Below are 25,899 nucleotides of genomic sequence, written 5' to 3' on the forward strand. Positions count from 1 at the left end.
GCGGGTGGACCGGGGGTGAGGCTTAGCTTGAGGTCGAGAGTTCGAGCTCGTGGAGGAGGCGACGGACGGTGGCGACGGCGTACGGGGTCGGCGGGGCAGGCGGGGCCGGGCGGCGGACCACCCTGCGGGCGGGTTCGGCCGAGGAGGCCGGTCTGCTCCCGGCCCACCTGGACGGGCTGGTCACCGAGGCCGAGAGCTTCCTCGCCCCCTCCCCCGCCCACCCCTGGTACGCGGGCGCCGTGCTGCTGGCCGGGCGGGGCGGAGTCGTCGCGCTGCACCGGGCGATCGGCTCGGCCGTGCGGTACGCGGCCTACGACGAGGCGACGGACACCGGGGTCGAACTGCCGCCGGAGCGCCGGGTCCCCATGACCGAGGAGACCGTCTTCGACCTGGCGTCGGTCACCAAACTGTTCACCTCGATCCTGGCGGTGCAGCAGATCGAGCGCGGGACGCTGGACCTGGAGGGCAGGGTCGCCGCCTGTCTGCCGGAGTTCGGCGGCGGCGGGAAGCGGGAGGTCACGGTCCGCCAGCTGCTCACCCACACCTCGGGGTTGCGGTCGTGGCTTCCGCTGTACGGGGAGCCGACGCGGGAGGGGATGCTGCGGCTGCTGTGGGACGAGGCCCCGGCGCACCCGCCGGGGACCGCGTACCTCTACTCGGATCTGAATCTGATCGCGCTCCAGCTGGTCCTGGAGGAGATCACCGGTCACGGTCTGGATGTCCTGCTCCACGACGAGATCACCGCTCCGCTCGGGATGCACCGCACTCGTTTCCGTCCACCGCTCTCCTGGCGGCCGGGGATCGCCGCCACCGAGGACGCCCGGCCGCCGTGGTCGGACCTCGACCGGGGCATGGTGCGGGGCGAGGTCCACGACGAGAACGCCCACGCCCTGGGCGGGGTCGCGGGCCACGCCGGGATCTTCTCCCGCGCGTGGGACCTCGCGGTCCTCGCCCGCGCCCTGCTCAACGGCGGGGCGTACGGCACGGCCCGCGTCCTGTCCCCCGCCTCGGTGGAGCTGCTGTTCACCGACTTCAACAGCGCCTTCCCCGGTGACGGCCACGGCCTCGGCTTCGAGCTGGACCAGCGCTGGTACATGGGTGCGATGGCCACCCCGCGTACGGCAGGGCACACCGGCTTCACCGGGACCAGCGTGGTCCTGGACCCGACGACCGACACCTTCCTGGTCGTCCTGGGCAACTCCGTGCACCCGGTCCGCTCCTGGCGCTCGGGCTCCGCCCCACGTGTCGCCCTGGCGAACCGGCTGGCCAGGGCGGTGCCCGTACGGTCGGCCGGGGGCCGCGCGGCCTGGTTCTCCGGCATGGAGAGCGGCAGCACCGGCACGCTCACCCTGCCGCCGGCGCCGGGGGCGCAACGGCTCGAATGCGCCCTGTGGTGGGACACCGTGCCGGGCGCTGACGCGGTCGCCCTGGAGGCATCCGCCGACGGGGGCGCGACCTGGCGGCCGGTGCCCCTCACCACCGACGGGCGCACCGAGCACCCGACGGGCACGGTCGGCGGCTGGTCCGGGCGCGTCTGGCACACCGTGTCCGCGCCGCTGCCCGACGCGGGCGGGCTCGTGCGCTGGCGGTACACCATGGACCGGCGGTACGTGGGGCGCGGTGTGTACGTGGACGGGCTCCGGCTTCTCGACGGCGCGGGACGCCCGGCGTTCGACGCGGCGCGGCCGGAGGACTCGGCGCGGATCGAGGCGAACGGGTGGAGCACGTCGGCCGATTGAACACACCGGGCCCCACACCCGTACGGAATGCGCACATGTGATCACATGGAGTACCGCCCCGGCGGGAGATCTCCTTCGTAACGAGGTGTCCTTCGTGTCGTCCCTGTCCGAGCGCCGCCCACCGGGCGCGCGCCGCTTCGCACCGACCGCGTGGATGTGCGCACTCTCCCTCGCCGTCCTGGCCGCGGTCGCCCTCGCCGTCACACCGCCGTCGCACGCGGCCGCGCCGGCGACGAGCGCCACCCCGGCGTCCACGACGTCCCTCACGACGCAGGTGCTCAACACGCCGTTCAAAGCTCGGGAGCACTACTTCTGCACGCGGATTCCGGCCCTCGTCACCAGCACCGGCGGCGTCCTCCTCGCCTTCGCCGAAGGCCGCACCCGGCTGAGCACGACCGGCTGCCACGACGTCGGCGACAACGACATCGTGCTCCGGAGGTCCCTCGACGGCGGTGCGCACTGGGAGGAGCCTCAGGTCGTCGTCGGCGCGGGCGACGCGCTCGCGCACGGCAACCCCGCCCCCGTGGTGGACGCGTTCACCGGCCGGATCACCCTGCTGTACTCCAGCGGAGACTGGAACCGTGACGGGGCCAAGCCGAACCGCGACGACTACCCCCGGACCGTCCGCGCGGTCCACAGCTCGGACGGCGGAGTGACCTGGTCCCCGAGCGTCGAGCTGCCGCAGGCGAAGGCGCCCGGGTGGGGCTGGGTGTCCACCGGGCCCGGTCACGGCATCCAGCTCGACCGCGGACCGCACAAGGGCCGGCTGATCGTGCCCGGCGACCACACGGCGGGGGGCAACACGACCGCGGGCGCCCAGCTGTACTACAGCGACGACGGCGGCATGACCTGGACGCTCGGCGCCACGACTCCCGAGGTGAGCAAGTCCGGTGCGTTCCCGGCCGAGTTGACGGTCGCCCAGACCACGGACGGCGACGTGTACGTCAACGCGCGCAACTCCGAGCCCACCCGTTGCGCCACCAACGAGCACCGGCTGGAGACCACGAGCGCCGACGGCGGAGCCTCCTTCGCCGCGCCCTTCACCCCGGTGGCGAACCTGGACACCTCCCCGACGTTCGGCTCGCTGCTGCGGCTGCACGCCCAGGACCATGACGGCAAGCCCGACCGGCTGCTCTACTCGGGTCCCTCCCGGCTGGGCCCGAACCCGCTGGAGGACCGGCGTGAACTGGCCGTCCGCTCCTCGTACGACGAGGGGAAGAGCTGGAAGACCGTCGGCACCCTCGTCTCGGCGGCCCGCACCGGCTACTCCGATCTGACACTGCTTCCGGACGGTTCCCTCGGCGTCCTGTACGAGACGGCCGGCAACATCCCGCACGGCAACCTCGTCTTCGCGGCCTTCACCGAGAAGGACATGGACGACGCCGCGACCGAGCTGCGCCGCCCCCGCACCGCCGACACCCGTGTGCGTCCGCCGGGCGTATCCGGCAACCATGCCGTCATCCACGGCGGGGCCGTGCTCGGCACGCGCCTCGGCGGCAAGGCCATGGAATTCGACGGCACGGACGACTACCTGCGACTCGTCTGCTCGCCGTCCCTGCGGGTCGAGGACCAGGACTTCACCGTCACGGCGTGGTTCCGGCACTCGGCCACCACCGGCACGCTCCCGATCATCTGGGCGTACGGGATGCCGGGCACCGACCCGCTGAAGAAGGGCCGGCACTTCTCGATCCGGGCGGAACCCGGAGCGGGCGACGTCCTGCGCGCCACCGTCGGCACCGACATCGGCTCCACGGAGGTGACGCTCCCCTCCTCGTACGACGACGGCGGATGGCACCACGTCGTCCTCACCCGCAGCGGCCTCACCCTCGGCCTCGCGGTGGACGGCGGCGCTCCGGCCACCGCCACCATGCCGCGGGGAGCGTCGGCCGCGGACAGGAACGTCACCCCCGCGGCCCAGTTCAACATCCACATCGGCGCCCGGCCCGACTTCCCGAACCAGCCGGCCGGGGTCGCGCAGCTCTTCCGCGGCACGCTGGACGACGTGAGGCTCTTCCGGAGCGCGCTGACCCCGGACGAGGCCGCCCGGGTGAAGAACGGTTCGCTCGACGTGGCCACCGAGGACGAACGCCTCCGCCTCGGATTCTCGACCATCTGGTAGCGCCCACCCCCGGCCGGGCCCCTCGGTGGCGGACGGACCGTCCGCCACCGAGGGCCGCGCGGCGCCGGGGGCCGTCCGCCACCGGGGCCGTACCGCGCGGCGGCGCGCCTCAGGCGCCGGGTCCCGAGGCCGTGCGCAGGGCCGTCAGGACGGGGCTGATCAAGGGGTGCTCCTCCGCGCCGCGGCGGACGGCGGCGAAGACCCTGCGCGTCGGGGCGACGCCGTCGATGGGGCGGACCTCCACGCCCGCGCGTTCCATGCCCCGCAGCGCCGAACGCGGTACAAGCGCCACGCCCGCGCCCGCCGCCGCGAGGGCGACGACCGCGCGGAAGTCGTCGGACGAGTGCTCCAGGCGCAGCGCGAACCCGGCGTACTCGCAGGCCAGGACGGTCACGTCATGGCAGGGGTTGCCGGTGGACTGGCCGATCCAGGTGTCCTTGGCGAGGTCGGCGAGCGCGATCCGCTCGTGGTGCGCGAGCGGGTGGCCGGCCGGCAGGACCGCGTCGAAGGGCTCCGCGTAGAGCGGGACCCGGGTGAGGCGTGCGTCGTCCTCGCCTGGCGCCCCCCGGTACTCGACGGCGACGGCCACGTCCACCTGCCGGTCGAGGACCATGAGGAGGCTCTCGTCACCCTCGGCGTCCCGCACCCGGACCCGGATGCCGGGCGCGGTGCGGGCCAGGGCGGTGAGGGCCGGGGCCACGACGAGCCCGATGCCGGTGGCGAAGGCGGCGACCGTGACCGTGCCGGCGTCACCCGAGCTGTAGGCGGCGAGTTCCGACTCGGCGCGCTCCAACTGGGCGAGGACGGCGTTGGCGTGGCTGAGCAGGATCTCGCCGGCGGGAGTGAGGCGGGCGCCCCGGGCGCTGCGGTCGACCAAGCGGTGGCCGGTCTCCTGTTCCAGGGCGGCGAGCTGCTGGGAGACGGCGGAGGGGGTGAGATAGAGCGCGGCGGCCGCCGCCGTGACCGTGCGGTGGTCGGCCACCGCACGGAGGATGTGCAACCGCCGCGCTTCGATCATGCCCCTAGTCTCGCAGGCCGTGAGACCGCCGCCCGCCTCGGCCGCGCGGGGCGACGGGGCCGGTCCCGACCCTCAGCCGCGCGGGGTCACGGGACCGGTCCCCGTGGTGGCGGAGACCGATGCCCGCCTCTCAGCCGCGCAGGGCCGCGCGGGCCTCGACGAAGGCGTCGACGGCGCGGTTCACATCGTCCGTGGAGTGGGCGGCGGAGAGCTGGACGCGGATCCGGGCCTGGCCCTGCGGCACGACCGGGTACGAGAAGCCGATCACGTACACACCGCGCTCCAGGAGCAGTTCGGCCATGCGGCCGGCCTCGGACGCGTCGCCGATCATGACGGGGGCGATGGCGTGGTCGCCGGGGAGGATGTCGAAGCCCTCGGCCGTCATACGGGTCCGGAACAGCTCGGTGTTGGCGCGCAGCCGCTCGCGGAGGTCACCGGCGGACTCCAGGAGGTCCAGGACCTTCAGGGAGGCGGCGGCGATCACCGGCGCGAGGGTGTTCGAGAAGAGGTACGGGCGGGAGCGCTGGCGCAGCAGGGCGACGATCTCGGCGCGGGCGGCGACGTAGCCGCCGGAGGCGCCGCCGAGGGCCTTGCCGAGGGTGCCGGTGATGATGTCGACGCGGTCCATGACGCCGTGCAGTTCGGGGGTGCCCCGGCCGCCGGGGCCGACGAAGCCGACGGCGTGCGAGTCGTCGACCATGACCATGGCGTCGTAGCGCTCGGCGAGGTCGCAGATCTCGTCGAGCGGGGCGACGTAGCCGTCCATGGAGAACACGCCGTCGGTGACGATGAGCTTGCGCCGGGCGCCGCCCTCCGTGGCCTCCTTCAGCTGCTGCTCCAGGTCGGCCATGTCACGGTTGGCGTAGCGGAAGCGGCGGGCCTTCGAGAGGCGGATGCCGTCGATGATCGAGGCGTGGTTGAGGGCGTCGGAGATGACCGCGTCCTCGGCGCCGAGGATCGTCTCGAAGACGCCGCCGTTGGCGTCGAAGCAGGAGGAGTAGAGGATCGTGTCCTCCTGGCCGAGGAAGGCCGAGAGGCGTGCCTCCAGCTCCTTGTGCACCTCCTGGGTGCCGCAGATGAAGCGGACGGACGCCATGCCGTAGCCCCAGCGGTCCAGCGCCTCGTGGGCGGCGGCGACCACCTCGGGGTGGTCGGCGAGACCCAGGTAGTTGTTGGCGCAGAAGTTGAGGACCTCGCCGGGGCGGCCGCCCGAGGTGACGGCGACGGTGGCCGACTGGGGCGTGCCGATGACCCGCTCGGGCTTGTGGAGCCCGGCCTGCCGGATCTCGTCGAGGGTGGCGCGGATGTCGTCGCGTACGGAATCGAACATGGGTCAGGCTCCCGCAGTCCAGTCGAGGATGATCTTGCCGCTCTTGCCGGAGGCCGCGTCGTCGAAGGCGGCCTCGAAGTCGGTGTACGCGTACCGGCCGGTGATGACGGGGGCGAGGTCGAGGCCGCCCTCCAGGAGCACCGACATCGCGTACCAGGTCTCGAACATCTCGCGGCCGTAGATGCCCTTGACCGTGATCATGGAGGTGACGATCTTCGCCCAGTCGACGGCGAAGTCCTCGCTGGGGAGGCCCAGCATGGCGATCTTGCCGCCGTTGGTCATGTTGGCGACCATGTCGCGCATGGCGTGCGGGTTGCCGGACATCTCCAGGCCGACGTCGAAGCCCTCCTTGAGCCCGAGGGTGCGCTGGCCGTCGGCGATGGTCTGCTCGGCGACGTTGAGGGCGAGGGTGACCCCGGTCTTGCGCGCCAGGGCGAGGCGCTCCTCGCTGACGTCGGTGATCATCACGCTGCGGGCGCCGGCGTGCTTGGCGACGGCGGCGGCCATGATGCCGATCGGGCCCGCGCCGGTGACGAGGACGTCCTCGCCGACCAGCGGGAAGGAGAGCGCCGTGTGCACGGCGTTGCCGAACGGGTCGAAGATCGCGGCGACGTCGAGGTCGACGGCGACGCGGTGGACCCAGACGTTCGAGGCGGGCAGGGCCACGTACTCGGCGAAGGCGCCGTCCCGGCCGACACCGAGGCCGACGGTGGCACGGCAGAGGTGACGACGGCCGGCCAGACAGTTGCGGCACTTGCCGCAGACGAGGTGGCCCTCGCCGCTGACCAGATCGCCGACGGCGATGTCGGCGACGTCACGGCCGACGGAGACGACCTCGCCGACGAACTCGTGGCCGAGGGTGAGGGGCGTGGCGATCGTCTTCTGCGCCCAGCCGTCCCAGGAGCGGATGTGCAGGTCGGTCCCGCAGATACCGGTCCGCTTGACCTTGATCAGTACGTCTCCGGGGCCGGTCTCCGGCTCGGGCACATCCGTGAGCCAGAGTCCCGGCTCCGCCTTCAGCTTGACCAACGCCTTCAATGCCACGGCTCCCGACGTGCGTGTCCTGTGATGTGGGGGTGCGGGCACGACTGTGTGCCCAAGATCCCTGGAAGAGAATCTTCCGTACGGAGAGCTCGCGGTCCATCGAGGATTTCTTAAGCGCGCTCGCAGATCAGCTTCACACCCCGGGCGGGGGCGCGCCGGCGTCGACGCGCCCGAACGGCGGAGCCCCTGCGGAGGGCGCCCCGGTCACCGGCCGAGGGCCGCCATCGCCGCGTTGTGGCCGGGGATGCCGCTCACGCCGCCGCCCCGGACCGCGCCCGCCCCGCACAGGAGCACATTGGCGTGCCGGGTCTCGACGCCCCACCGGCCCGTGCCGTCCTGCGCGTGGGGGAAGGAGAGGTCGCGGTGGAAGATGTGGCCGCCGGGCAGGCGCAGTTCGCGTTCGAGGTCGAGCGGGGTCTTCGCCTCGACGCAGGGCCGGCCGTCCGCGTCGACGGCGAGGCAGTCGGCGATCGGTTCGTCCAGGCGGGCGTCGAGCTGGTCGAGGGTCGCCGCGAGGAGCGCGGCGCGGGTGCCCTCGTTGTCGGCGGTGAACAGTCGTGCGGGGGTGTGCAGCCCGAACAGGGTGAGCGTCTGGTGGCCCGTGGCGGCGAGGTCGCGGCCGAGGATCGTCGGGTCGGTGAGGGAGTGGCAGTAGATCTCGGAGGGAGGGGCGGAGGGCAGCCGGCCGGCGGCGGCCTCGGCGTGGGCGGTGGCGAGCTGCCCGTACCCCTCGGCGATGTGGAAGGTGCCGGCGAAGGCCTCGTGCGGGTCGACGGAGCGGTCGCGGAGTTTCGGCAGCCGGGTGAGCAGCATGTTGACCTTGAACTGGGCGCCTTCCGGGGCCGGCGGTGGCGTCTCACCGAGGAGGGCGGCGAGGTCGCGGGGGGAGGCGTTGACGAGGACGTGGCCCGCCTCGACGGTGTCCTCGCCGTCGGCGGTGCGGAAGGTGATCGCGGCGCGGCTTCCGTCGGTCTCGATCCGGGTGACCTCGTGGCCGGTGCGGAGGTCGGCACCGGCGGCGCGGGCCGCGTCGGCGAGGGCGTCGGTGAGGGCGCCCATGCCGCCGACGGGCACGTCCCAGTCGCCGGTGCCGCCGCCGATGACGTGGTAGAGGAAGCAGCGGTTCTGCGGGAGCGTCGGGTCGTGGGCGTCGGCGAAGGTGCCGATGAGGGCGTCGGTGAGGACGACTCCCCGGACGAGGTCGTCGGCGAAGGTCCGCTCGACGGTGGCGCCGAGGGGTTCCTCGAAGAGCATCCGCCAGGTGTCGGCGTCGTCGACGCGGTCCCGCAGCGCGGCGCGGGTCGGGAGGGGCTCGGTCAGGGTGGGGAAGATGCGGCGGGCGGCCCGGCCGGTGCGGGCGTAGAAGGCCTGCCACGCGTCGTACTCGCGGTCGGAGCCGGTGAGCGCGGCGAAGGAGGCGCGGGTGCGGTCGGGGCCGCCGCCGACGAGGAGGCCTCCGTCGCCCTTCGGGGTGTACGAGGAGATGGAGCGTTTCCGCACGGCGAACCGCAGCCCGAGGTCCCGCACGATCTTCTCGGGGAGGAGCGAGACGAGGTACGAGTACCGGGAGAGCCGCGCGTCGACCCCGGCGAAGGGCCGGGTGGACACGGCGGCGCCCCCGGTGGAACCGAGCCGCTCCAGGACGAGCACGGAGCGCCCTGCGCGGGCCAGGTAGGCGGCGGCGACCAGGCCGTTGTGACCGCCGCCGACGACGACGGCGTCGTAGGGACGGGCGGCGGCGGACTCGGTGGAAGCGGTCATGGCTCATGCTCACACGGGGTGGCGGGCCGGGAAAGAGGGCGGCGGATGTCCGGAGCGGCCGTCGCGAGCCCTGGCACCCGGGCCCGCTCCGGCCACGCGGCGGATCAGGACGGCGGGGCGGCCGCTCTCAGGAGGAGGGCCGCCGCTTCGGCGTGGCGGCCCAGGCGCTCCAGGCAGTGGGCCTCGTCGTCGAGGGCCGCGACGGTGTCGGGGTGGACGGGGCCGAGGAGGCGGGTGCGGGTGGCGGCGATGGCGCGGTGCGCCTCCAGCGCCTCCGCCCAGCGGCCCAGCCGGCCGAGGGCGACGGCGGTCTCACGGCGGCTCAGCAGCGTGTCCGGGTGCTCGGGCCCCAGCACCCGCTCCCGGTCGGCGTGGACGCTCTCGGACTCCGCGAGGGCCTCCGGCCAGCGGCCGAGGCGGCCGAGGTTGACGGCGAGGGCGTGGCGGGCGCGCAGGGTCTCGGTCCCGTAGGCGCCCTGGGCGCGGGTGCGGGCCGCGATGAGGTCCCGGCACACCTCCAGGGCGTCGGCGGCCTGGCCGAGCCGTCCGAGGCAGACACCGGTCTCGTAGCGGGCGGCGAGGGTGTCGGGGTGGTCGGGGCCGAGGGCGGCGGCGCGGGCGTCGGCGACCGCGCGGTACAGGGTGAGCGACTCCTGGCCCCGGCCGAGGCGTCCGAGGGTGTAGGCCACTTCGTGCCGGGTCACGAGGGTGTCGGGGTGGTCCTCGCCGAGCAGCCGGGCGCGGGCCTCCGCGACGTCGTGCGCCGTGCGGTACGACTCCTCCAGGCGGCCGAGGCGGCCGAGCGTGAACGCCAGGTTGTGCCGGCAGCGCAGGGTGTCGGGGTGGTCGGGGCCGACGGTGCGCTCGCGTGCGGCGAGGACGCTGACGTACACCTCGTACGCCTCGGGGTGCCGTCCGAGGCGCCCGAGTGCGTACGCCCGCTCCTGACGGGCCGCCAGGGTGTCGGGGTGGTCCTCGCCGAGGACGCGGGCGCGGATCGCGGCGACCCGGTCGAAGACGCTCAGCGCGTCGGCGGGGCGGTCGAGCCGGGCGAGGGCGAAGCCGACCTCGTAACGGCTCGCGAGGGTGTCGGGGTGGTCCTCCCCGAGGACCGCGGCGCGGTGCTCGGCGACGGACCGGTGCACGGACTCGGCCTCGTCCCAGCGGCCGAGGCGGCCGAGTCCCATCCCGGCCCGGTACCGACCGGCGAGCACGGCGATCAGCTCGGCGGAGGGGGCGACGGGCACGGGCGCGGGCGCGTCCGGTGCGGAACGGGCGGTGGTCCACTCGGTGGTGAGCACGGCGGCGGCGGGGTCGTGGGCGACCGGCCGCGGCGCGGCGCCCGCGTCTGCGGGCCGGGGTCCGCCGGTGATCCCCCGGACCCACGCGGGCACGGGGGCCGGGCCGGGAGCGCCGGGGAAGGTGCCGACAGCGGGGACCGGGCCGGGGACCGGAGCGGGACCCTGCCCCTGGCCGGGGACCGGGCCCGGGCCGGGGATCGGTGCCGGGCCGGGGATCGGGCCCGGGCCGGTGCCAGGGCCTGGGCCCGGGACGACGGTGCCTCCGGGGACGGGCATGCCGACCGTGGTCCCGGCGAGGGACGGCGAGACCCGGCCCGAGACGATCCGGCGGCGCAGGTCGCCCGCGTCGGCCGGCCGTTCCTCGGGCACCTTGGCGAGCAGGTCGACGACGATCCGGTCGAAGTAGTCGGGCAGCTCGGCGCGGTGCGCGCGCGGCGGACGCGGCACCGTGTCCCGGTGTCCGATGAGGATCGCCCAGGAGTCGCCGAGGTCGAAGGGCGGGGCGCCGGTGGCCAGTTCGTACAGGACGCACCCGAGTGAGTAGAGGTCGCTGCGGTGGTCGATCTCGCCGCCGCCGATCTGCTCCGGGGACATGTAGTGGGGCGTGCCCATGGCGATGCCGGTGCCGGTGAGGCGGGAGGTGAAGCCCATGTCGGCGCCGAGGCGCGCTATCCCGAAGTCGCAGATCTTCACCGTGCCGTCCCGCAGCCGCATGATGTTCGCGGGCTTCAGGTCGCGGTGCACGATGCCGTGGCCGTGGGTGTAGGCGAGGGCGTCGGCGACCTGGTCGGCGATCTCGACGACGTCCTGCACGGGTAGCGGATGCTGGGCGTTGGCGGCGAGGAGCTGGCTGAGGTTGCGCCCCTCCAGGAGCTCCATGACGAGGAAGAGGACGCCGTCGTCCTCACCGAAGTCGTGCACGACCGTGATGCCACGGTGCTGGAGCGCGGCGGCCACCCGGGCCTCGCGCCGGAACCGCTCGCGCACCACGGTGAGGACCTGGGGGTCCTGCTGTGGTCCGAGCGGTTTGAGGCACTTCACGGCGACCCCGCGCCCGAGCGCCTCGTCGGTCGCGCGCCACACCTCGCCCATACCCCCGCGGCCGATGACCTCGTGCAGGCGGTACCGGCCCTGGATCAGTCTGGAGTCCCCCATCGTGTGCTGCCGCCCCCGTCGGTTTCCTACGCCTTTTCCGGCTCCTCCAGTATGGACGCCGGTTCGGACAGTGGGTACGGGGCGGGGTACGCGTAAGGCTCGGGTCGCGCCTCCGGGCCGAGCCGCTCCATGGCGCGGATGATGTGCCCGGGCGGGAGGCGCCAGCGCAGGTGGGCGGGGACGCGGCGGAGGAGTCCTGCCGTCGCGACCAGGCGGCGGGTGACGGTGGCCGGCGGTGGGGCGGGGTGGCCGTAGAGCGCGTGGGCGTAGGGGGGCAGAGTGTCGTACGCGAGCGCGGTGACGCGCCGCCAGATCACCTCGCGCGCCGGTACGAGGACGGGTTTCACGGGCGGTCTGCGGAGGAAGGCCTCGACGGTGCGGGCGTCGGGCCCGGCGGTGAGCCGGGGGCGTACGGCGTCGAAGTAGGCGGCGAGTTCGGCGGCGGATCCCGGGACGGCGGCCGGGTCGAGCCCGATGAGGCGGGCCGATGTGCGGTGTTCGTCGACGTAGCGGTCGGCCAGGGTGTCGGTGAGCGGGAGGCCGGAGCGCCGTGCGACGGAGAGGTAGGAGTCGGTCTCGGCGCAGTGCACCCAGAGGAGCAGCTCCGGGTCGTCCACCCCGAGCAGCCGGTGGATCCGGCGCACCCGGGCGGCGGCGGCCTCGGCGACGTCGGCGGTCTCGTAGCTGAGGGTCCCGATGAAGCTCGCGGTCCGCATGAGCCGGCCCCAGGGGTCCTCCCGGAAGCTGCTGTTGATCATGACGCCGCGCACGGCGACGGGGTGCAGTGCCTGGAGCCACAGGGCGCGGACGCCCGCGAGCCACATGACGGGGTCGCTGTGCAGCTGCCAGGTGACGGAGCGGGGCCCGAAGAGCCCGGGGTCGGCATCCTGCGTCATGGCGCTCAGGCTAAGCCCGGCCCTCGGGGCGCGAACAGATGCGGGCACCCGGGTTCGCGGGGTGCCGGAGCCCCTGCGCCTCTGGAGTCCCTTGCGCCCCTCGCGTAGACCTCGACATGGCTCGTTCCCGCCCACCGCTGACTGACATGATCCCGCCAACCATGCGGCGGGGGGCTCCCCGGGAAGGGGTTCCGGCGGCTGGCCGCGGCCCCCCGATGACGACCCGTCGGGACTCTCCGTACACGTTCCCCCGGCGCGCGCCCGGGCTCGGAGACAGGCCCAAGCCGACACCATCCGCAGCAAAAGGACCAGCACCATCACGCCATCTGGCTCGTTTAATTCGGCCGAAACAAGAGGGAAACACATCGCCCCCTCCGATGGAAATCAGCCGCGACTTGACGGCAATTCAAGGTCACGCTTGATTGCCCCGACGAGGGAGTCCTAGGGTCACTCCTGATCAAGATCGCCGGAACGGGAAGCATCACCGTCGGAACCGTCCACCCATCGATTCCCGACATTGGTGCAGACCAGTGATCCTGCGCCTCGGCGGCGCATTTCGATCTGCGCTGCCGAGAGAAGAAGCCCGCGAATGGACGCCACAGAGGAGGTCGAGACATGGAGACAGTCCGAATTCCTGACAGTGAAAAACAGGCACTCATGGCGCTCATTCCCGCCGACGCCACACAACGCGTCGCGATCGGGACATTGGGCCCGAAGGGGACCAGCAGCGAGCACATCGCACGGCTGATGCTGCACAGCGTCGGCGACCCCGAATCCTGCCGGATCGTCCTGAAGGACACCTTCGAGCAGTGCATGGACGCGCTCGTCGGCGCGCGCATCGAACTGGCTCTGGTCCCTCACGCCTATTCCCATATCAACGTCTTCTACATGCATCCGGGACTGGAACCGGTGAGCGTCTTCTACGGGAGTACGCCCGAATACGGACTTGCCGCACGAGCCGACTTCCCCTTCCACGAGGAACTGCTCAGCACCGAGACCGTAGCCACTCACCCGGCTCCGATTCCCATGCTGCAACACCACTTCGACCACCCCGTGAAGCTGGCCACCGTCAGCTCCACGAGCCAGGCGGCAGATCACGTCGCCAGCGGCCGCTACAACATCGCTCTCACGAACGAGCAGGCGGTCGAGGAATACAACCTGAAGTTCGTCTACAGGTTTTCACGGATCCCCATGACCTGGACGGTCTTCTCAAGGAGGAAGGATCTCAATGACCGCGGAAGTGCGTGAGCACCCCTACTTCCCCGCTCCCGGCGTCACGCTTCACGACGACGGGGTCCGGATCGAGTCCTACCGACGCGAGGACACGGAGGTACGACTCCTCTACATCGCCCCCGGCGCCGGTGTGCGAGGCGACGAATCCCGGCGGGAGGCACACGTCGGGATGGTCATCCGGGGCGAGATCTCCGCGACGGTCGGAGACGTCACGAAGCTGATGAAGCCCGAGCACGACGTGTACGTCGCGCCGCCCGGCATCGAACTCTCGGCCGTGAACACGAGTTCCGCCGAAACCATTCTCCTCGAGATCAGGCGCTGTAAGGCGGGCGAGTCCTATCCCGCGCCCAGCGGTTACTTCCTCGAACCGCTCGAGTCGCGCAAGTTCGTCAAGATGGACGTCACGTTCTTCCTGGCCGACTGGATCGAGCTGATGGTCGCCGACATTCCCGGCGGCGGCGAGATGCCGTACCACAAGCACTCGCACGAGCAGATCGGGACGTGCCTCGACGGCCGGTACGAGATGACGGTCGAGGGATCGCGCCACGAGCTGCAGTTCGGCGCCACCTACTTCTGCGGGAGCCAGGAGGGGCACGGGGCCGCCAACCCGAACGAGAGCCTGGCCCGCTCCCTCAACATCTTCATCCCGCCGCGGTACCACCGGGTCCCCCAGCAGGAAGCCGAGCAGGAGTCCCGGTGACCCGGGTAGCGATCATCCTGGGCGCCGGCCGCGGCATCGGGAGGGCGACCGCACTGCACCTGAGCGCCAAGGGGTACACGACCGTCCTGTGCGCGCGCGGTTCCGAGGACCTGGAGAAGGTCGCCGCGGAGGCGAACGCGGGAACGGGTGACGGCGGGCGGTCCGCGTACGTCCTTCCGGGCGACGTCACCTCGCCGTCCTTCCGCGAGGAGTTGGTGGGCGACGTCGAGCGCCGTTTCGGCAGGATCGACGTCCTGATCAACAACGCCCCCGGACCGCCGCCCGGACACTTCGACGACATCCTGGTCGACGACGTGCGTTCCGCGATGGACCAGAAACTCGTCCCGTACCTGGACCTGATCAAATCCGTCGCCCCCGTGATGGTCCGCAACGAATTCGGCCGGATCGTCAACATCGTCGGCAACATCGGCAGGGAACCCACGGCCGGCATGTTCCTCTCCGGCCTGGTCAACGCGGCGGTCTCGAACGCCGTCAAGTACCTGGCGAGCCAGTACGCCCGGCACAACGTGACCGTGAACTGCGTGCACCCCGGAATCATCCGGACCCAGCGCTACGACAACGCCGTCGCCCATATGGCCCGGACCGGCGGCATCACCCGACAGGACGCGGAAGAGCGCCTGCGACGGGCGATCCCGATGGACAGGCCGGGAGAGGCCGACGAGGTCGCCGCCCTCATCGGCTTTCTGGCGTCCGACGAATCGTCCTACGTCACCGGTCAGCAGATCTCGGTCGACGGCGGCCACATGACATGCGTGTGAAAGGAGACCTGCTCATGTTCGAGGACAAGGTGGTCGTCGTCACCGGTGCCGCATCGGGGATCGGCAGGCAGACCGCGATCGAATTCGCACGGCAGGGCGCGAAGGTCGTCGTCGCGGACATCGACGAGAAGGGCGGGACCGAGGTCGTCGCCGCGCTCAGGAACGACGGACACGACGCCGTCTTCGTGACGACGGACCTGACGGTCGAGGCGGACTGCAGGAACCTCATAGCCGCCGCCGTCGACGGTTTCGGACGGCTCGACGTCCTGGTCAACAACGCCGGAATCGAGATAACCACTCCGTTCCACGAGATGTCGGAACACGAGTGGGACAGGTTGGTCGACACCAACCTGAAGAGCATGTTCCTGTGCTCCAAGCACGCCCTCCGCGAGATGATCACGGCGACGAGCGGAGCCATCGTCAACGTCTGCTCCGTGAGCGGACTGGTCGCCTGGCCCGGCATCGCCGCGTACAACTCGACCAAGGGAGGGGTGATGATGCTGACGAAATCGCTCGCCGTCGACTACGCCAAGTACAACATCAGGGCGAACTGCGTCTGCCCCAGCATCATCGACACCCCGATGACGGACGTGTCCAACGGACACGACGCTGATATCAAGGCGGAGAAGGCGAAGCTGAACCCGATCGGGCGCCTCGGCACACCGGAGGACGTCGCGAACGCGATCCTTTTCCTCGCGTCGGACAAGTCGTCCTTCATCACGGGCAGCGCGCTCACCGTAGACGGCGGTTACACGGCCATCTAGCCGTCTCGTTCCACATGCACGAAAGAAAGGTTGGCTGGAGTGTCGGACCGATCGACCGACGCGGAACACCCCGGTGGGTTTCCCGTCCTGACCGTCCTCGCGCTGATGGCGGGAATCTTCGCCGTCGGATCCGAGGAGCTGGTGGTCTCACCGCTGCTTGTGAACATGGCCGAGTCCTTCGGCGCAACGGTGGCCCTGATGGCGCTGTCGGTCAGCGTCTACGGCATCGGTACGGCGGTCGGCGCGCTGCTCTTCGCCCCGCTCGGGGACAGGGTGTCGCGCCGCCTCAGCCTGGTGGTAGGGATGGTGATGTTCGTCCTCGGCACGGTTCTGTGCGCGTCCGCCACAGGGCCGGGGACGTTCTTCACGGGCAGGGTGCTGGCCGGCCTGGCCACGGGTGCCTTCGTCCCCACGGCGTACGCCTTCGTCGGTGACCAGATCCCGTACCGGCACCGCGCGAGGGCCATGGGCATCCTCGTGTCGAGCTGGTCGCTCTCGCTGGTCCTCGGCGTGCCCCTGGGGTCGTTCGTCGGGGAATGGGCGGGCTGGCGCTGGACCTTCGGGCTGCTCGCGATCCTCGGCGCCCTCGTCGTCTTCGTGCTGCTCATGGTCGGCGGCGGGAAGCCCGCCCGCGACCAGGGCGACCCTGCCGCCGCGGAGAAGTCCGCGGAGCCGTCGCGAGGCGGCTGGGTGCGCTCGACCGCCCAGGCGTTCCGTGGGCCGAGGGTGACCGTGTACGTGCTGGCGACCTTCCTGAACATGTTCGCCTTCTACGGCATGTACACGTTCCTCGGCAGCGCCCTGCAGTACCGGTTCGGCTCGGGGAGCTCCATGACCGGCCTCATGATCCTCCTCTACGGACTGGGGTTCGCCACCAGCTTCCTCACCGGCAGGTGGGCCGACGAACTGGGCAAGGAGAAGGTGCTGGTCGCCCTGCTCGCGGGGCTGGTCCCGGCGCTGGTGGCGATCCCGTTCGTCACCCGGTGGACGGCGCTGCTCGTCGTCTGCCTCTTCCTGTGGGGCGCGATGCAGAGTCTGGTGGTCACGCTGCTCAGCACTCTGCTGAGCGAGTGCTCGCCCCAGCACCGCGGCGCCATCCTGGCCCTCTACAGCCTCGCGACCAACCTCGGCGTGGCCCTCGGGGCGGCCCTCCTCGGCCCCCTGTTCACGGCGTACGGGTTCTCGGCCGTCGGCTGGGTCTGCGCCGGGATCACGCTCATCGCGTTCGGCCTGAGCGGATGGGTGTACCGGCGGCGCCACGAAGGATCCCCGGACGGTGCCGGCGTCCCGGGCAAGGACAAGGACACGACACACGAGGCGAGGGTCGCTGCACATGAAGACTGAGTTCGCGCAACGGCTCCAGGACCTGCCCAGGAGTTCCTTCGCGACGACGGTGGGCAGGATCGACCAGCTCGTCGCGGCGGGTGAGGACGTCGTCAACCTCTGCCAGGGCAACCCCGACCTCCCCACCCCTCCGCACATCGTCGAGGCCCTGCGCCGCGAGGTGCTCGACCCCGGCACCCACCGGTACCCGTCGTTCTCGGGGCTGCTCGAACTCAAGGCCGCCATAGCCCAGTGGTACGAGGCGAACCACCAGGTCGGGCTGGACCCGGAGACGGAGGTCGCGATCCTGTTCGGCGCGAAGGCCGGACTGGTGGAGATCAGCCAGTGCTTCCTCAACCCGGGCGACGTGTGCCTGATGCCCGACCCGGCCTTCCCCGACTACTGGGCGGGCGTGGTCCTGGCCCGGGCCCATATGCACCCCCTCCCGCTCCTCAGGGAGAACGGCTTCCTGCCGGACTACACCGCGCTCGACGCGGCGACGTGCGAGCGGGCCAAGCTGATGTTCCTCAACTACCCCAACAACCCCACCTCGGTGACGGCGCCGCCGGAGTTCTACGAGGACACGGTCCGCTTCGCGGCCGAGCACGACGTCATCGTGGCGTCCGACTTCGCCTACGGCGCCCTGGGCTTCGACGGCCAGGTGCCGGCCTCGTTCCTGGCGACGGAAGGCGCCAAGGACGTGGGCGTCGAGTTCATCTCCCTGTCGAAGATGTTCAACATGGCGGGATGGCGGATCGGTGCCGTCGTCGGCAACCCGGACGTCGTCGCCGCGATCAACCTCATCCAGGAGCACTACTACGTCTCGCTCCCGCCGTTCATCCAGCGGGCCGGCGTCGCGGCCCTGTCCGGCCCGCAGGACTGCGTCCGGGAGCTGACGGCGATCTACGAGCGCCGCAGGGACATCTTCGTGGCCGGCGTGCGGGAGGCTGGCCACCGGATCGACGAACCCCGGTCGATCTTCGCCTGGCTGCCGATACCCGGCGGCGGCAGCTCCGTCGCGTTCGCCGACGACCTGCTGACACGGGCCAAGGTCGCGGTGGCGCCCGGCCGTTGGTTCGGCGCGCACGGCGAAGGTTACGTCCGGGTCAGCCTGCTCGCGCCGGAGGACCGTCTCCGGGAGGCCGTCGCCCGACTGTCAGCGTTCTGGAACGCCACGGAAGAAGGAACCCCTCATGACTGAGACGAGCCACAGCACCGCCGGGATCGATCAGGAGCGCGTCGCGATCGACGGTCTCGACGGGCACATCATCGAACTGCTCGCCCGACGCGCCCGGATATCCGCCCGCATCCAGCAGAGCCGTATGAACGCCGGCGGCCCGCGCACGGAGCTGTCCCGGGAGATGGACGTCCTCGCGCGCTACCGGGACGGCCTCGGCCCGTACGGCACCCAGGTCGCGATGAGCATTCTCAAACTCTGCCGGGGCGCCGGTCCGCAGGAGCTCCTCGCGCTGACCGCGGAAGCCACCGACCGACCCGCCTGAACCCCAGCCCTCATCGATCCGCAGGAGACCCACCACCGTGATACGTCATGTCGTGCTGTTCAAGTTCAAGCCCGGGATCGACTGGAACGACCCGCGCGCCCTCGAGGCGGAACGTTCCACCGCCAAGGTGGGCGGGGAAGTGCCCGAGCTCCGCGCCTGGCGCTACGGGCGCAACGTCTCCACCAGGGAGATCGCCTACGACTTCCTCGCCGAGGGGGTCATGGACGACATGGAGGCGGTCGAGCGGTACATCGTGCACCCGTTCCACCAGGAGTCGGTCCGTCAATGGCGTGAGATCAGCGATTGGGTCATCGTCGACGTCGAGGACTGAGACATGCCGATCGATGTGGACTTCTCCCTGCCCTTCGCCGCCGGGCGACCGCTCCCCCGGCAGGTGGAGCGCGCCGGCCGGCGGGGCGTGGACTGGGCGACGGAGCACCGGCTGATCCGGCCGACGGAGGCCGCGATCGGTTACTTCCTGGACATGCGGCTTGCGGACGTCTCGACCGGGTTCTGCCCCGAGGCCGACGGACCCGACCTCGACGTGATGACCGACGTCATCACCTGGACCGCGGTCTGCGACGACTTCTTCGACGGTCCGGCCGGCGACGACCCCCGGTTCGCCGAGGCCGCGGTCCTCGCGCTCTCGTCGGTGACCGGGTCCGCCGGGCCGGCCCGGGTCCCCCCGGGCATCGAGGCCCTGGCCGGTGCCACCGCCGATCTGTGGGCCCGGATGCGGGCGCCCATGTCGCCCGCGTGGCAGGCCAGGGCCGCTCGGAACTGGCGCCGTTTCCTCCGGTCGTTCCTGGCGGAGGCCGACGCCCGGCGGGCCCGGACCGTCCCCGATCTGGCCGGCTACCTGGCCCTGCGCAGGGAGACCATGGCGATGTACGTCTATCTGGACGCCGCCGAACGGACCGGCCGCTACGAGGTGCCGGAGCGGGTCCTGACCGACCCGGTACTGCTCCGGCTCAGCACCCTGCAGATCGACATCCTCGCGCATTGCAACGACGTCCACTCCCTCGAACACGAGGAGGCCCGGGGCGACACCCACAATCTGGTGCTCGTCCTGGAACAGGAGAGCGGTCGCCCCCGCGACGAGGTGATCGAGGAGATACGTGACCGGGTGGGCCGGCTCGTCGTCCGGTTCCAGCGCGCCGCGGACGACATCCCGTCCCTCTGCGACCGGTTGTCCTGCGATCCGGCCGAGCGGGCGGCCACGTATCGCCATCTGACGGCGCTCACCCGCCAGCTGCGGGTGACGTACGACTGGTCGCTCGCGACGACGCGGTACACCCGGCGGGCCGCGTCGGGCCGGCGGCCGGAGTACCTGAAGGCGAGCACCGGGCGCAGCGGCGCGGTCGCCGGCCGGGCCGGCCTCGCCCGCACCGGCCTCGTACCGCAGCAGATCGGAGAAGCCCGTTGACCACGTACGACACCCTGTCCCCCGCCCCCGCCCTCGCCGGCGGCCTCCCTCTGCTCGGGCACGCTCCGTGGCTGGCCCTGCGGCCCCTCGACTTCGTGGAGAGACTGCGCGACCACGCTCCGGTCGCCCTCTTCCGAATCGGCACCCGGTCGGCGTACATGGTGAGTTCCGGGGAGCTGATGAAGGATCTGCTGATCACTCATCAGAGCAAGTTCGAGAAGGGCGGCCCTCTCTTCGAGCAGGCCACGAAGCTCCTCGGGAACGGACTCGCCGCCTCGAACGGGGAGTTCCACCTGCGGCAGCGACGCCTGTCGCAGCCGGCCTTCCACCACAGCCGGATGGGCGTCTACGCCCGTGCGGCGCTCGACGCCGCCGTGGTGGTCTCCGGGTCCTGGCGTGACGGCGAGGTCGTCGACCTGGGCCGTGCGCTCAACGACACGACCATGGACATCCTCGCCAGGACGCTGTTCTCGTCCCTCACCGCCGAGGCGGCGGCCGAGATACGGCGGTGCCTGCCGGCCCTGGTGGCGGGCGTGGGCCGGCGGGCCTTCATCCCGGTCGAGTTCGTCCACAGGCTCCCGCTGCCGGTGAACCGGCGCGAGGCGGAGTCCCTGCGACGGCTCTACGAGGTGGTCGACGGCATCATCTCGGACTACCGGGCGAGCGACCTCGACCAGGACGACCTGCTGTCGACGCTGATGCTGGCGCGTGACGAGCAGACCGGCGAGGGCATGACCACCGAGCAGCTCCACGACGAGATCCGGTCGATGATGGTCGCGGGCACGGAGACCTCGGCGACCCTGCTGCTCTGGGCCTTCCAGGTACTGGCCGCCCGGCCGGACGTCGAACGCCGGGTGCACGCGGAGCTCGACGAGGTGCTGGACGGCCGGCCGGTGGGCTACGCCGACCTGCCCTCCCTGGCCTACCTCGGCCGCGTCGTCCAGGAGCTGCTCCGGATGTACCCGACCGGCTGGATCCTCACCCGGCGGGCGACCTCCTCGGTCGTCCTCGGCGGCCACCGCATACCCGAGGGCGCGGACGTGTTCTTCAGCCCGTACGCCCTCCACCGCGACCCGGCGGTCTTCGCCGACCCCGGCAGGTTCGACCCGGACCGCTGGCTCCCCGAGCGGGCGGCAACCGTTCCTCGGCACGCCTATCTGCCGTTCGGGGCCGGGGTGCGCAAGTGCATCGGCGAGTCGCTCGCCTACGCCGAGATCACTCTGATCCTCGCCTCGCTCATGGGCCGCTGGCGGATGCGGTCCGTGACGGGACGGCCGCCCCGCCCGGTCGCGGGCTCCACGCTGCGGCCCAAGGAGTCGCTCATGCGCGTGGAAGAGCGTCGCCGGTGACCGCGCGCGAGGCGCGGTCGCCGGAAGGCGGAACCATGACGAGGACGGCCCCCGCCGGCCCGGACCCGTCCGCACGGGACGACCTGCGGGCACTGCTCGCACAGGTGGAGAGCGGTCTGCGCGCCTTCCTCTCGCAGGAGCGGTTCCGCTGGTCGCGGCCGGACGGCAGAGGAGCGGAGCCGGCTCTGGCGGTGGCCGAGCTGGTCGGTGCCGGAGGCAAGCGGCTGCGTCCGAGGTTCCTCCTCAGCGGCTATCTCGCCGCGGGGGGAGAGCCCGGGGAGGCACCGGTCCGGGCCGCGATGGCGCTGGAGCTCCTGCACGTGTCGGCGCTCATCCACGACGACGTGATGGACGACGCGGACCGCCGCAGGACCCGGCCCACGGTCCACGCCCGGCACGCGGAGATCCACCGGGACCGGGAGTGGTTCGGCGAGCCGAGGCGCTACGGGGAGTCGGTGGCGATCCTCGCCGGCGACCTGGCCTGGGCGTACGCCGACTACCTCATGGCCGGTACGTCCCCGGCGGTGGCCCGGGAGTGGTTCGACCTCAAGTCCGAACTGATCGCCGGTCAGGCGATGGACGTGACCGCCGCGGCCGAGCTGACACCGGATGCCGAACTGGCACGGCACATCGCGCTGGTGAAGTCGGGCCGGTACACGGTGCACCGTCCGCTGACCCTCGGCGCGCTCCTGGCCGGTCGCGCAGATCTCGCCGCGGCGTTCCAGCCGTACGGCGAGGCCCTGGGCGAGGCCTTCCAGCTGCGGGACGACCTCATCGACGCCTTCGGTGACGGGGCGGTGAGCGGCAAGCCGGTGCGCCAGGACTTCGGCCGCGGCAAGATGACGCTGCTGCTCGCCCTGGCGATGCGGTCCGACGAGCGCATCCGCGCGCTGGTCGAGCGAGGTGAGGTCGAACTGCTGCGTGAGCGCCTCTCCGGCACCGCGGTCCACGCGCGGATCGAGGCACGGATCGAACAGCTCGTGGAACGGGCCTGCGCCTCCCTCGCCGTGGCCGCCCTGCCTCCCGAGTGGCGCCGCGAACTCACGTCCACGGCTTCGTCGGCCGCGTACCGGGAGGCCTGAGTCCGCACGGGCGGATGCTCGGCGGTGGCCCGACGTGCCGTCGTGGTCACGAGGTCATGGATTCCAGCTGGTGTCGGGTGGCCGGCCCGTAGACCCCGGGAGAGTCGTCGCTGATGCCGTGTTCCGCCTGGAACCGCTGCACCGCGTCCTGCAGATGCCGGTTGAAGTGACCTCGTAGCGGATGGGGCCACAGCCCGAGCTGACGGAGGCGTTGCTGCAGTTCGACCACGTCGGGCCCCCGGTCCTGACGGCGCAGCGTACGCCCGGGAGCCGAGGTCTCCGGTGTGGGTGCCGCTGTCGTGGCACTGGGGGCGCCCTGGCCGGGTACGGGAAGCGACGCGTCGCTCGCGCCCGGGGAGGTGAAGGGAGGAGAGGCCGGGTCCGACGCCTGGACGGGAGCCGAGGCCGAACCCGACGGGGAGGCCGGGGCCGAGCCCGTGGCCGATGTCCCCACCGCGTCGTGTCCGGGCGCCGTCGCGGTCCGTTCGACGGTGGCCGGGGGTGTGATGTCCGCCTGGCTCGCGGTGGGTGATGCCGACGGCTCCTCCCCGCCGTCGAGCACTTCGAGCCGGCTCGCCGGTGGAGGCCCTGCCACGTCGGTGGTGTCCGAGCTCTGGGAGAACGCGTACGCTCCCGCGATCGCGGCGGAACCGGCGAGGCCGGCCAGGGCGGCGGCGAGGTGGACGGCCCGTCGTCGCTTCGGGGCTTCGCGCCCTCGACGGTGCGCCTGGGTCATGACCACGGGCGGGAGGGTGCCGCCGGGCTCGGGCGGCAGGTCGGCCTCCCGGGGAACGCGCGGTATCACCCAGGTGACCGTCGCACCGTCCGCCCCGTCGTCCGGCAGGGCGTCCTGCGCGGGGAGGTACGGCCGCACCCATTCCTGGTCGAACTCCCCCCGGGTCTCGCCCTGGTACGTCCCGGCTGCGTCCCGCGGGGTGAGGCAGGCGCAACGGGAACGGCCACCGCACTGGGGGCAGGAAAGAGCGCTCACTGAAATCCTGTCGACTGCTTCAGGACACGCCGCACGGACTCGCGTCGCGTGCTGTGCGTGGACCGGGGGATGCGGGGCGTAGGGGCGAACAGGTCGTGAGAATACTGTGTGAGGCGCGTGGCAAACCAGCGAAGATGAACAGGAATCGATAACGACCTGCTCAGCGCGTGTTTGCGTGAACAGCCGTCACCTCGGATCGCCGGACCGCATCGCGTCACAGGAAACGCGGGCCGTAGATGATCTGCCTTCATCGGTGGTATTCCTGTGCGGTGCGTCCCACGCCCGGGGCTTGACCAGCTCACGGCCCGGGCCGACCACGCGTCAGGCTGACGTTCCGGCACCCCACTCCGGCCGTCGGAGCTGTCGCCCGTCTCTCCTCCTGCCCCCGGTGAGCGGCGACCGAGGCGTGGCCGCACCGCGCCCCTCGGACCGCGTCACCGCGTACCCCCTGCCCCGAGGTGTTCCATGCTCCAGCGTCCTGTGCGTCGGCGAACGGCCGGCGTGCTTCTGACAGTCGTTCTCGCGGTGGGAGCCGCTCCGGCCGGGACCGCGGCCGCGAAGGCCCCCGGCCCCGTGCCCTTCAGCGACGGTTTCGAATCCGGCGGGACCTCGCTGTGGCCCCGCAAGGGGATCGAGGGCACGGGCACGGTGGCCGTGACCACGGCACCCGGCGGGCGGGGAGGCAGGGCCGCTCGGTTCACGATGCCCGACGACGGGCGGTCCTTTCGCTCCGAGATAGCCACCGGCCGCGTCCCGTACGGCAGTTACCGGTACTCCTTCTCCAACTACCTTCCCGGCGACTGGACGTCGTACAAGTACATGACCATCGTCTCCCAGTGGCACGGCGGGACCGGCACCGTTCCCGCGATCGCGCTCGCGGTCAAGGGGGGCAGGTGGGTGATGGACACCCACTGGAAGGTGGGTTCCGGGCCCGTGACCGGCCTCAAGCACGATCTCGGCGACGCGACGCTCGGGCGCTGGAACCGGTGGACCTTCGACGTCACCTGGTCCACCGGCACGACGCCGGGCTCCCTCACGGTGTGGCGCGACGGTGTGCGGGTGGGATCGCACCAGGGGCCCAACAGCTACCACCAGGACACCGCTCCGTATCACAAGATCGGCTTGTACCGGCCGAACTGGAAGGCGTCGAAGGGACACGTGAAGGGCGGCAAGGCCCCCGTGGTGATCTACTACGACGACGTCACCGTCACGGCCCTCTCCCCCGCTTCGGACACGCCGGGGCCCCCGCCCGGCCGGCCCACCGCGACGAAGCCCCCGGCGGCACCCGCTCCGGGCCGCCCCACGGCATCGGCGTCGGCGTCCTCCTCGACGTCGGCCACCGCGTCGGCTCCGGCCTCGTCGTCGGTATCGCCGTCCCCCTCCGCGTCCGTCACCGCGTCCGTCACCGGGACCGTCACCGGGACCGCATCCGCGACGGTCGCCGCGGCACCGCCGTCGAGCGGAAGCACGAGTGCCGCCGCTCCCGGCAACGACATGACGCACCTGGCCAGTCCCGGCCCGTCCAGCCGTCTGCCGCTCGTGCTCGGGTTCTGCGGAGTCCTGCTCGGCGCGGGCGCCCTCCTCACCGTCCGCAGCCGCGGGAAGGTCAGGCGCCGCACCGGCTGACCCATCCGATCGGCGGACGAGCGGCGACCGCGGCGGCATACCCAACAGTTGGCTGAGACGAAAGGTGCAGCTTGGGGGCAACGGGAGCCTCCCGGTCAGGTGACCAGCTCGTAGATGCTCCGGGCCGTCAGCCACACGCCGGCGACCAGCGCCAGGGTGACGATCAGTTGCTCCTGGTGCTGTGCCAGGGACGTCCGCAGGGCGTTCAGGCGGGCGTGCGCGACGGCGGGCACCCAGACCACGTACATCTCCATGACGATGAGGCTGAGCGTGGCCAGCAGGCAGTAGGCGGTCAGCGCGAACCAGGCGGCGGCGGTGGAGAGGTTCGCGTCGAGCGCCGTCGCGGCACCGGCGCCGACCAGCCCCCAGGGCTGCAGCAGCCATGCCAGGCCGGCCGCCGTGACCGTGGAGGCGTCGTCGATCCGGGCGGCCCAGCGTGGCGGGCCGTGGGGGCGGGGCGGGCGGCGCCGCCGGTACTCCCCGTACACCACCAGTGCCAGGCCGATGGCGAGTTTCGCGGCGATCGCGGCGGTCGACGGCACGCTGTGACGGGCCGGGGGCTGGCCGCCGGTGAGCAGCAGCACGACGGCGACCACCGTGACCAGGTTGGCCAGCCACGACAACAGGAAGGCCAGACCCTTGCGGACGCCGCGCCGCGAGGAGAGCAGCAGGATGAAGGCGCTGTTGTGCAGAGGCCCCAGAGTGATGGCCGTACCGATCACCACCAGGTCGAGGACCATCGGACCAGTCGCTCCTGGATG

The 25,899-nt window shown here is 71.9% G+C and carries 22 protein-coding genes; 14 read left to right on the top strand and 8 right to left on the bottom strand.

Going from position 1 to position 25,899, the window contains the following annotated elements; all coding sequences use genetic code 11:
- Positions 1-68 precede the first annotated feature (68 nt).
- Both AMK29_RS22100 and AMK29_RS22105 read left to right on the top strand, forming a co-directional pair.
- Positions 69-1,739 carry a serine hydrolase domain-containing protein gene (locus tag AMK29_RS22100; RefSeq protein ID WP_073815555.1) on the top strand — a complete coding sequence of 557 codons (1,671 nt, stop codon included), beginning with the start codon at positions 69-71 and terminating at the stop codon, positions 1,737-1,739.
- A gap of 94 nt (positions 1,740-1,833) precedes the next feature.
- The gene (locus AMK29_RS22105) at positions 1,834-3,858 is read left to right on the top strand and encodes a sialidase family protein (RefSeq protein ID WP_079197066.1); all 2,025 of its coding nucleotides are present in this window, start codon (positions 1,834-1,836) and stop codon (positions 3,856-3,858) included.
- Positions 3,859-3,967: 109 nt separating this feature from the next.
- Here the strand turns inward: AMK29_RS22105 and AMK29_RS22110 are convergent, their stop codons facing one another.
- The 6 genes from AMK29_RS22110 to AMK29_RS22135 form a co-directional block, all read right to left on the bottom strand.
- On the bottom strand, positions 3,968-4,876 hold the full coding sequence (locus AMK29_RS22110) for a LysR family transcriptional regulator (RefSeq protein ID WP_073815557.1): 909 nt from the start codon (positions 4,874-4,876) through the stop codon (positions 3,968-3,970).
- A gap of 130 nt (positions 4,877-5,006) precedes the next feature.
- A complete protein-coding gene (locus AMK29_RS22115; RefSeq protein ID WP_073815560.1) occupies positions 5,007-6,206 on the bottom strand; it encodes a glycine C-acetyltransferase in 1,200 nt (399 codons plus the stop codon).
- Positions 6,207-6,209: 3 nt separating this feature from the next.
- Positions 6,210-7,244: an L-threonine 3-dehydrogenase gene (gene tdh, locus AMK29_RS22120; RefSeq protein ID WP_073815564.1), complete on the bottom strand. Its 1,035-nt coding sequence runs from the start codon at positions 7,242-7,244 to the stop codon at positions 6,210-6,212.
- Positions 7,245-7,454: 210 nt separating this feature from the next.
- Positions 7,455-9,011: a phytoene desaturase family protein gene (locus AMK29_RS22125; protein WP_073815566.1), complete on the bottom strand. Its 1,557-nt coding sequence runs from the start codon at positions 9,009-9,011 to the stop codon at positions 7,455-7,457.
- Between the two features lie 104 nt (positions 9,012-9,115).
- Positions 9,116-11,467 (bottom strand): serine/threonine-protein kinase, encoded by a 2,352-nt coding sequence (locus tag AMK29_RS22130; RefSeq protein WP_073815569.1) that lies wholly within the window; start codon positions 11,465-11,467, stop codon positions 9,116-9,118.
- Between the two features lie 26 nt (positions 11,468-11,493).
- The gene (locus AMK29_RS22135) at positions 11,494-12,363 is read right to left on the bottom strand and encodes an oxygenase MpaB family protein (protein WP_073815571.1); all 870 of its coding nucleotides are present in this window, start codon (positions 12,361-12,363) and stop codon (positions 11,494-11,496) included.
- Between the two features lie 615 nt (positions 12,364-12,978).
- Here AMK29_RS22135 and AMK29_RS22140 point away from each other — a divergent pair.
- The 11 genes from AMK29_RS22140 to AMK29_RS22190 are packed head-to-tail and all read left to right on the top strand — an operon-like array spanning position 12,979 to position 22,521.
- Positions 12,979-13,611, top strand: a complete 633-nt coding sequence (locus AMK29_RS22140) for a hypothetical protein (RefSeq protein ID WP_079197038.1) — start codon at positions 12,979-12,981, stop codon at positions 13,609-13,611.
- Positions 13,592-14,296, top strand: coding sequence for a cupin domain-containing protein (locus tag AMK29_RS22145; protein ID WP_073815574.1), 705 nt, complete (start codon positions 13,592-13,594; stop codon positions 14,294-14,296). Before AMK29_RS22140 ends, AMK29_RS22145 begins: the two co-directional genes overlap by 20 nt.
- On the top strand, positions 14,293-15,075 hold the full coding sequence (locus tag AMK29_RS22150) for an SDR family oxidoreductase (protein ID WP_073815579.1): 783 nt from the start codon (positions 14,293-14,295) through the stop codon (positions 15,073-15,075). Before AMK29_RS22145 ends, AMK29_RS22150 begins: the two co-directional genes overlap by 4 nt.
- Positions 15,076-15,089: 14 nt before the next feature.
- Complete coding sequence (locus tag AMK29_RS22155) at positions 15,090-15,839, top strand: SDR family NAD(P)-dependent oxidoreductase (protein ID WP_073815582.1); 750 nt, start codon at positions 15,090-15,092, stop codon at positions 15,837-15,839.
- Positions 15,840-15,878: 39 nt separating this feature from the next.
- Positions 15,879-17,183, top strand: coding sequence for an MFS transporter (locus tag AMK29_RS22160; protein ID WP_073815584.1), 1,305 nt, complete (start codon positions 15,879-15,881; stop codon positions 17,181-17,183).
- Positions 17,173-18,363, top strand: a complete 1,191-nt coding sequence (locus AMK29_RS22165) for an aminotransferase class I/II-fold pyridoxal phosphate-dependent enzyme (protein WP_073815587.1) — start codon at positions 17,173-17,175, stop codon at positions 18,361-18,363. Before AMK29_RS22160 ends, AMK29_RS22165 begins: the two co-directional genes overlap by 11 nt.
- The gene (locus AMK29_RS22170; protein ID WP_073815589.1) at positions 18,356-18,664 is read left to right on the top strand and encodes a chorismate mutase; all 309 of its coding nucleotides are present in this window, start codon (positions 18,356-18,358) and stop codon (positions 18,662-18,664) included. The genes AMK29_RS22165 and AMK29_RS22170 overlap by 8 nt, the downstream gene beginning before the upstream one ends.
- 37 nt (positions 18,665-18,701) lie before the next feature.
- The gene (locus tag AMK29_RS22175) at positions 18,702-18,995 is read left to right on the top strand and encodes a Dabb family protein (RefSeq protein WP_073815591.1); all 294 of its coding nucleotides are present in this window, start codon (positions 18,702-18,704) and stop codon (positions 18,993-18,995) included.
- A 3-nt stretch (positions 18,996-18,998) separates the two neighbouring features.
- Positions 18,999-20,090, top strand: a complete 1,092-nt coding sequence (locus AMK29_RS36540; RefSeq protein WP_073815594.1) for a terpene synthase family protein — start codon at positions 18,999-19,001, stop codon at positions 20,088-20,090.
- The gene (locus tag AMK29_RS22185; RefSeq protein WP_073815597.1) at positions 20,087-21,439 is read left to right on the top strand and encodes a cytochrome P450; all 1,353 of its coding nucleotides are present in this window, start codon (positions 20,087-20,089) and stop codon (positions 21,437-21,439) included. Before AMK29_RS36540 ends, AMK29_RS22185 begins: the two co-directional genes overlap by 4 nt.
- 35 nt (positions 21,440-21,474) lie before the next feature.
- Entirely contained in the window at positions 21,475-22,521 is a 1,047-nt protein-coding gene (locus AMK29_RS22190) for a polyprenyl synthetase family protein (protein ID WP_073815892.1), read from the top strand.
- A gap of 46 nt (positions 22,522-22,567) precedes the next feature.
- Here AMK29_RS22190 and AMK29_RS22195 read toward each other — a convergent pair whose 3' ends face one another.
- Complete coding sequence (locus AMK29_RS22195) at positions 22,568-23,512, bottom strand: peptidoglycan-binding domain-containing protein (protein ID WP_143202939.1); 945 nt, start codon at positions 23,510-23,512, stop codon at positions 22,568-22,570.
- A gap of 501 nt (positions 23,513-24,013) precedes the next feature.
- On the opposite strand from AMK29_RS22195, the gene AMK29_RS22200 reads away from it, so the two are divergent.
- Positions 24,014-25,138: a heparin lyase I family protein gene (locus tag AMK29_RS22200; RefSeq protein WP_158071351.1), complete on the top strand. Its 1,125-nt coding sequence runs from the start codon at positions 24,014-24,016 to the stop codon at positions 25,136-25,138.
- A gap of 95 nt (positions 25,139-25,233) precedes the next feature.
- Here AMK29_RS22200 and AMK29_RS22205 read toward each other — a convergent pair whose 3' ends face one another.
- Positions 25,234-25,878 carry a GAP family protein gene (locus AMK29_RS22205; protein WP_073815604.1) on the bottom strand — a complete coding sequence of 215 codons (645 nt, stop codon included), beginning with the start codon at positions 25,876-25,878 and terminating at the stop codon, positions 25,234-25,236.
- Between the last annotated feature and the right edge of the window lie 21 nt (positions 25,879-25,899).

Origin of the sequence: Streptomyces sp. CB02261, from assembly GCF_001905665.1 — a bacterium.
In the GTDB taxonomy this organism is placed as follows: domain Bacteria; phylum Actinomycetota; class Actinomycetes; order Streptomycetales; family Streptomycetaceae; genus Streptomyces.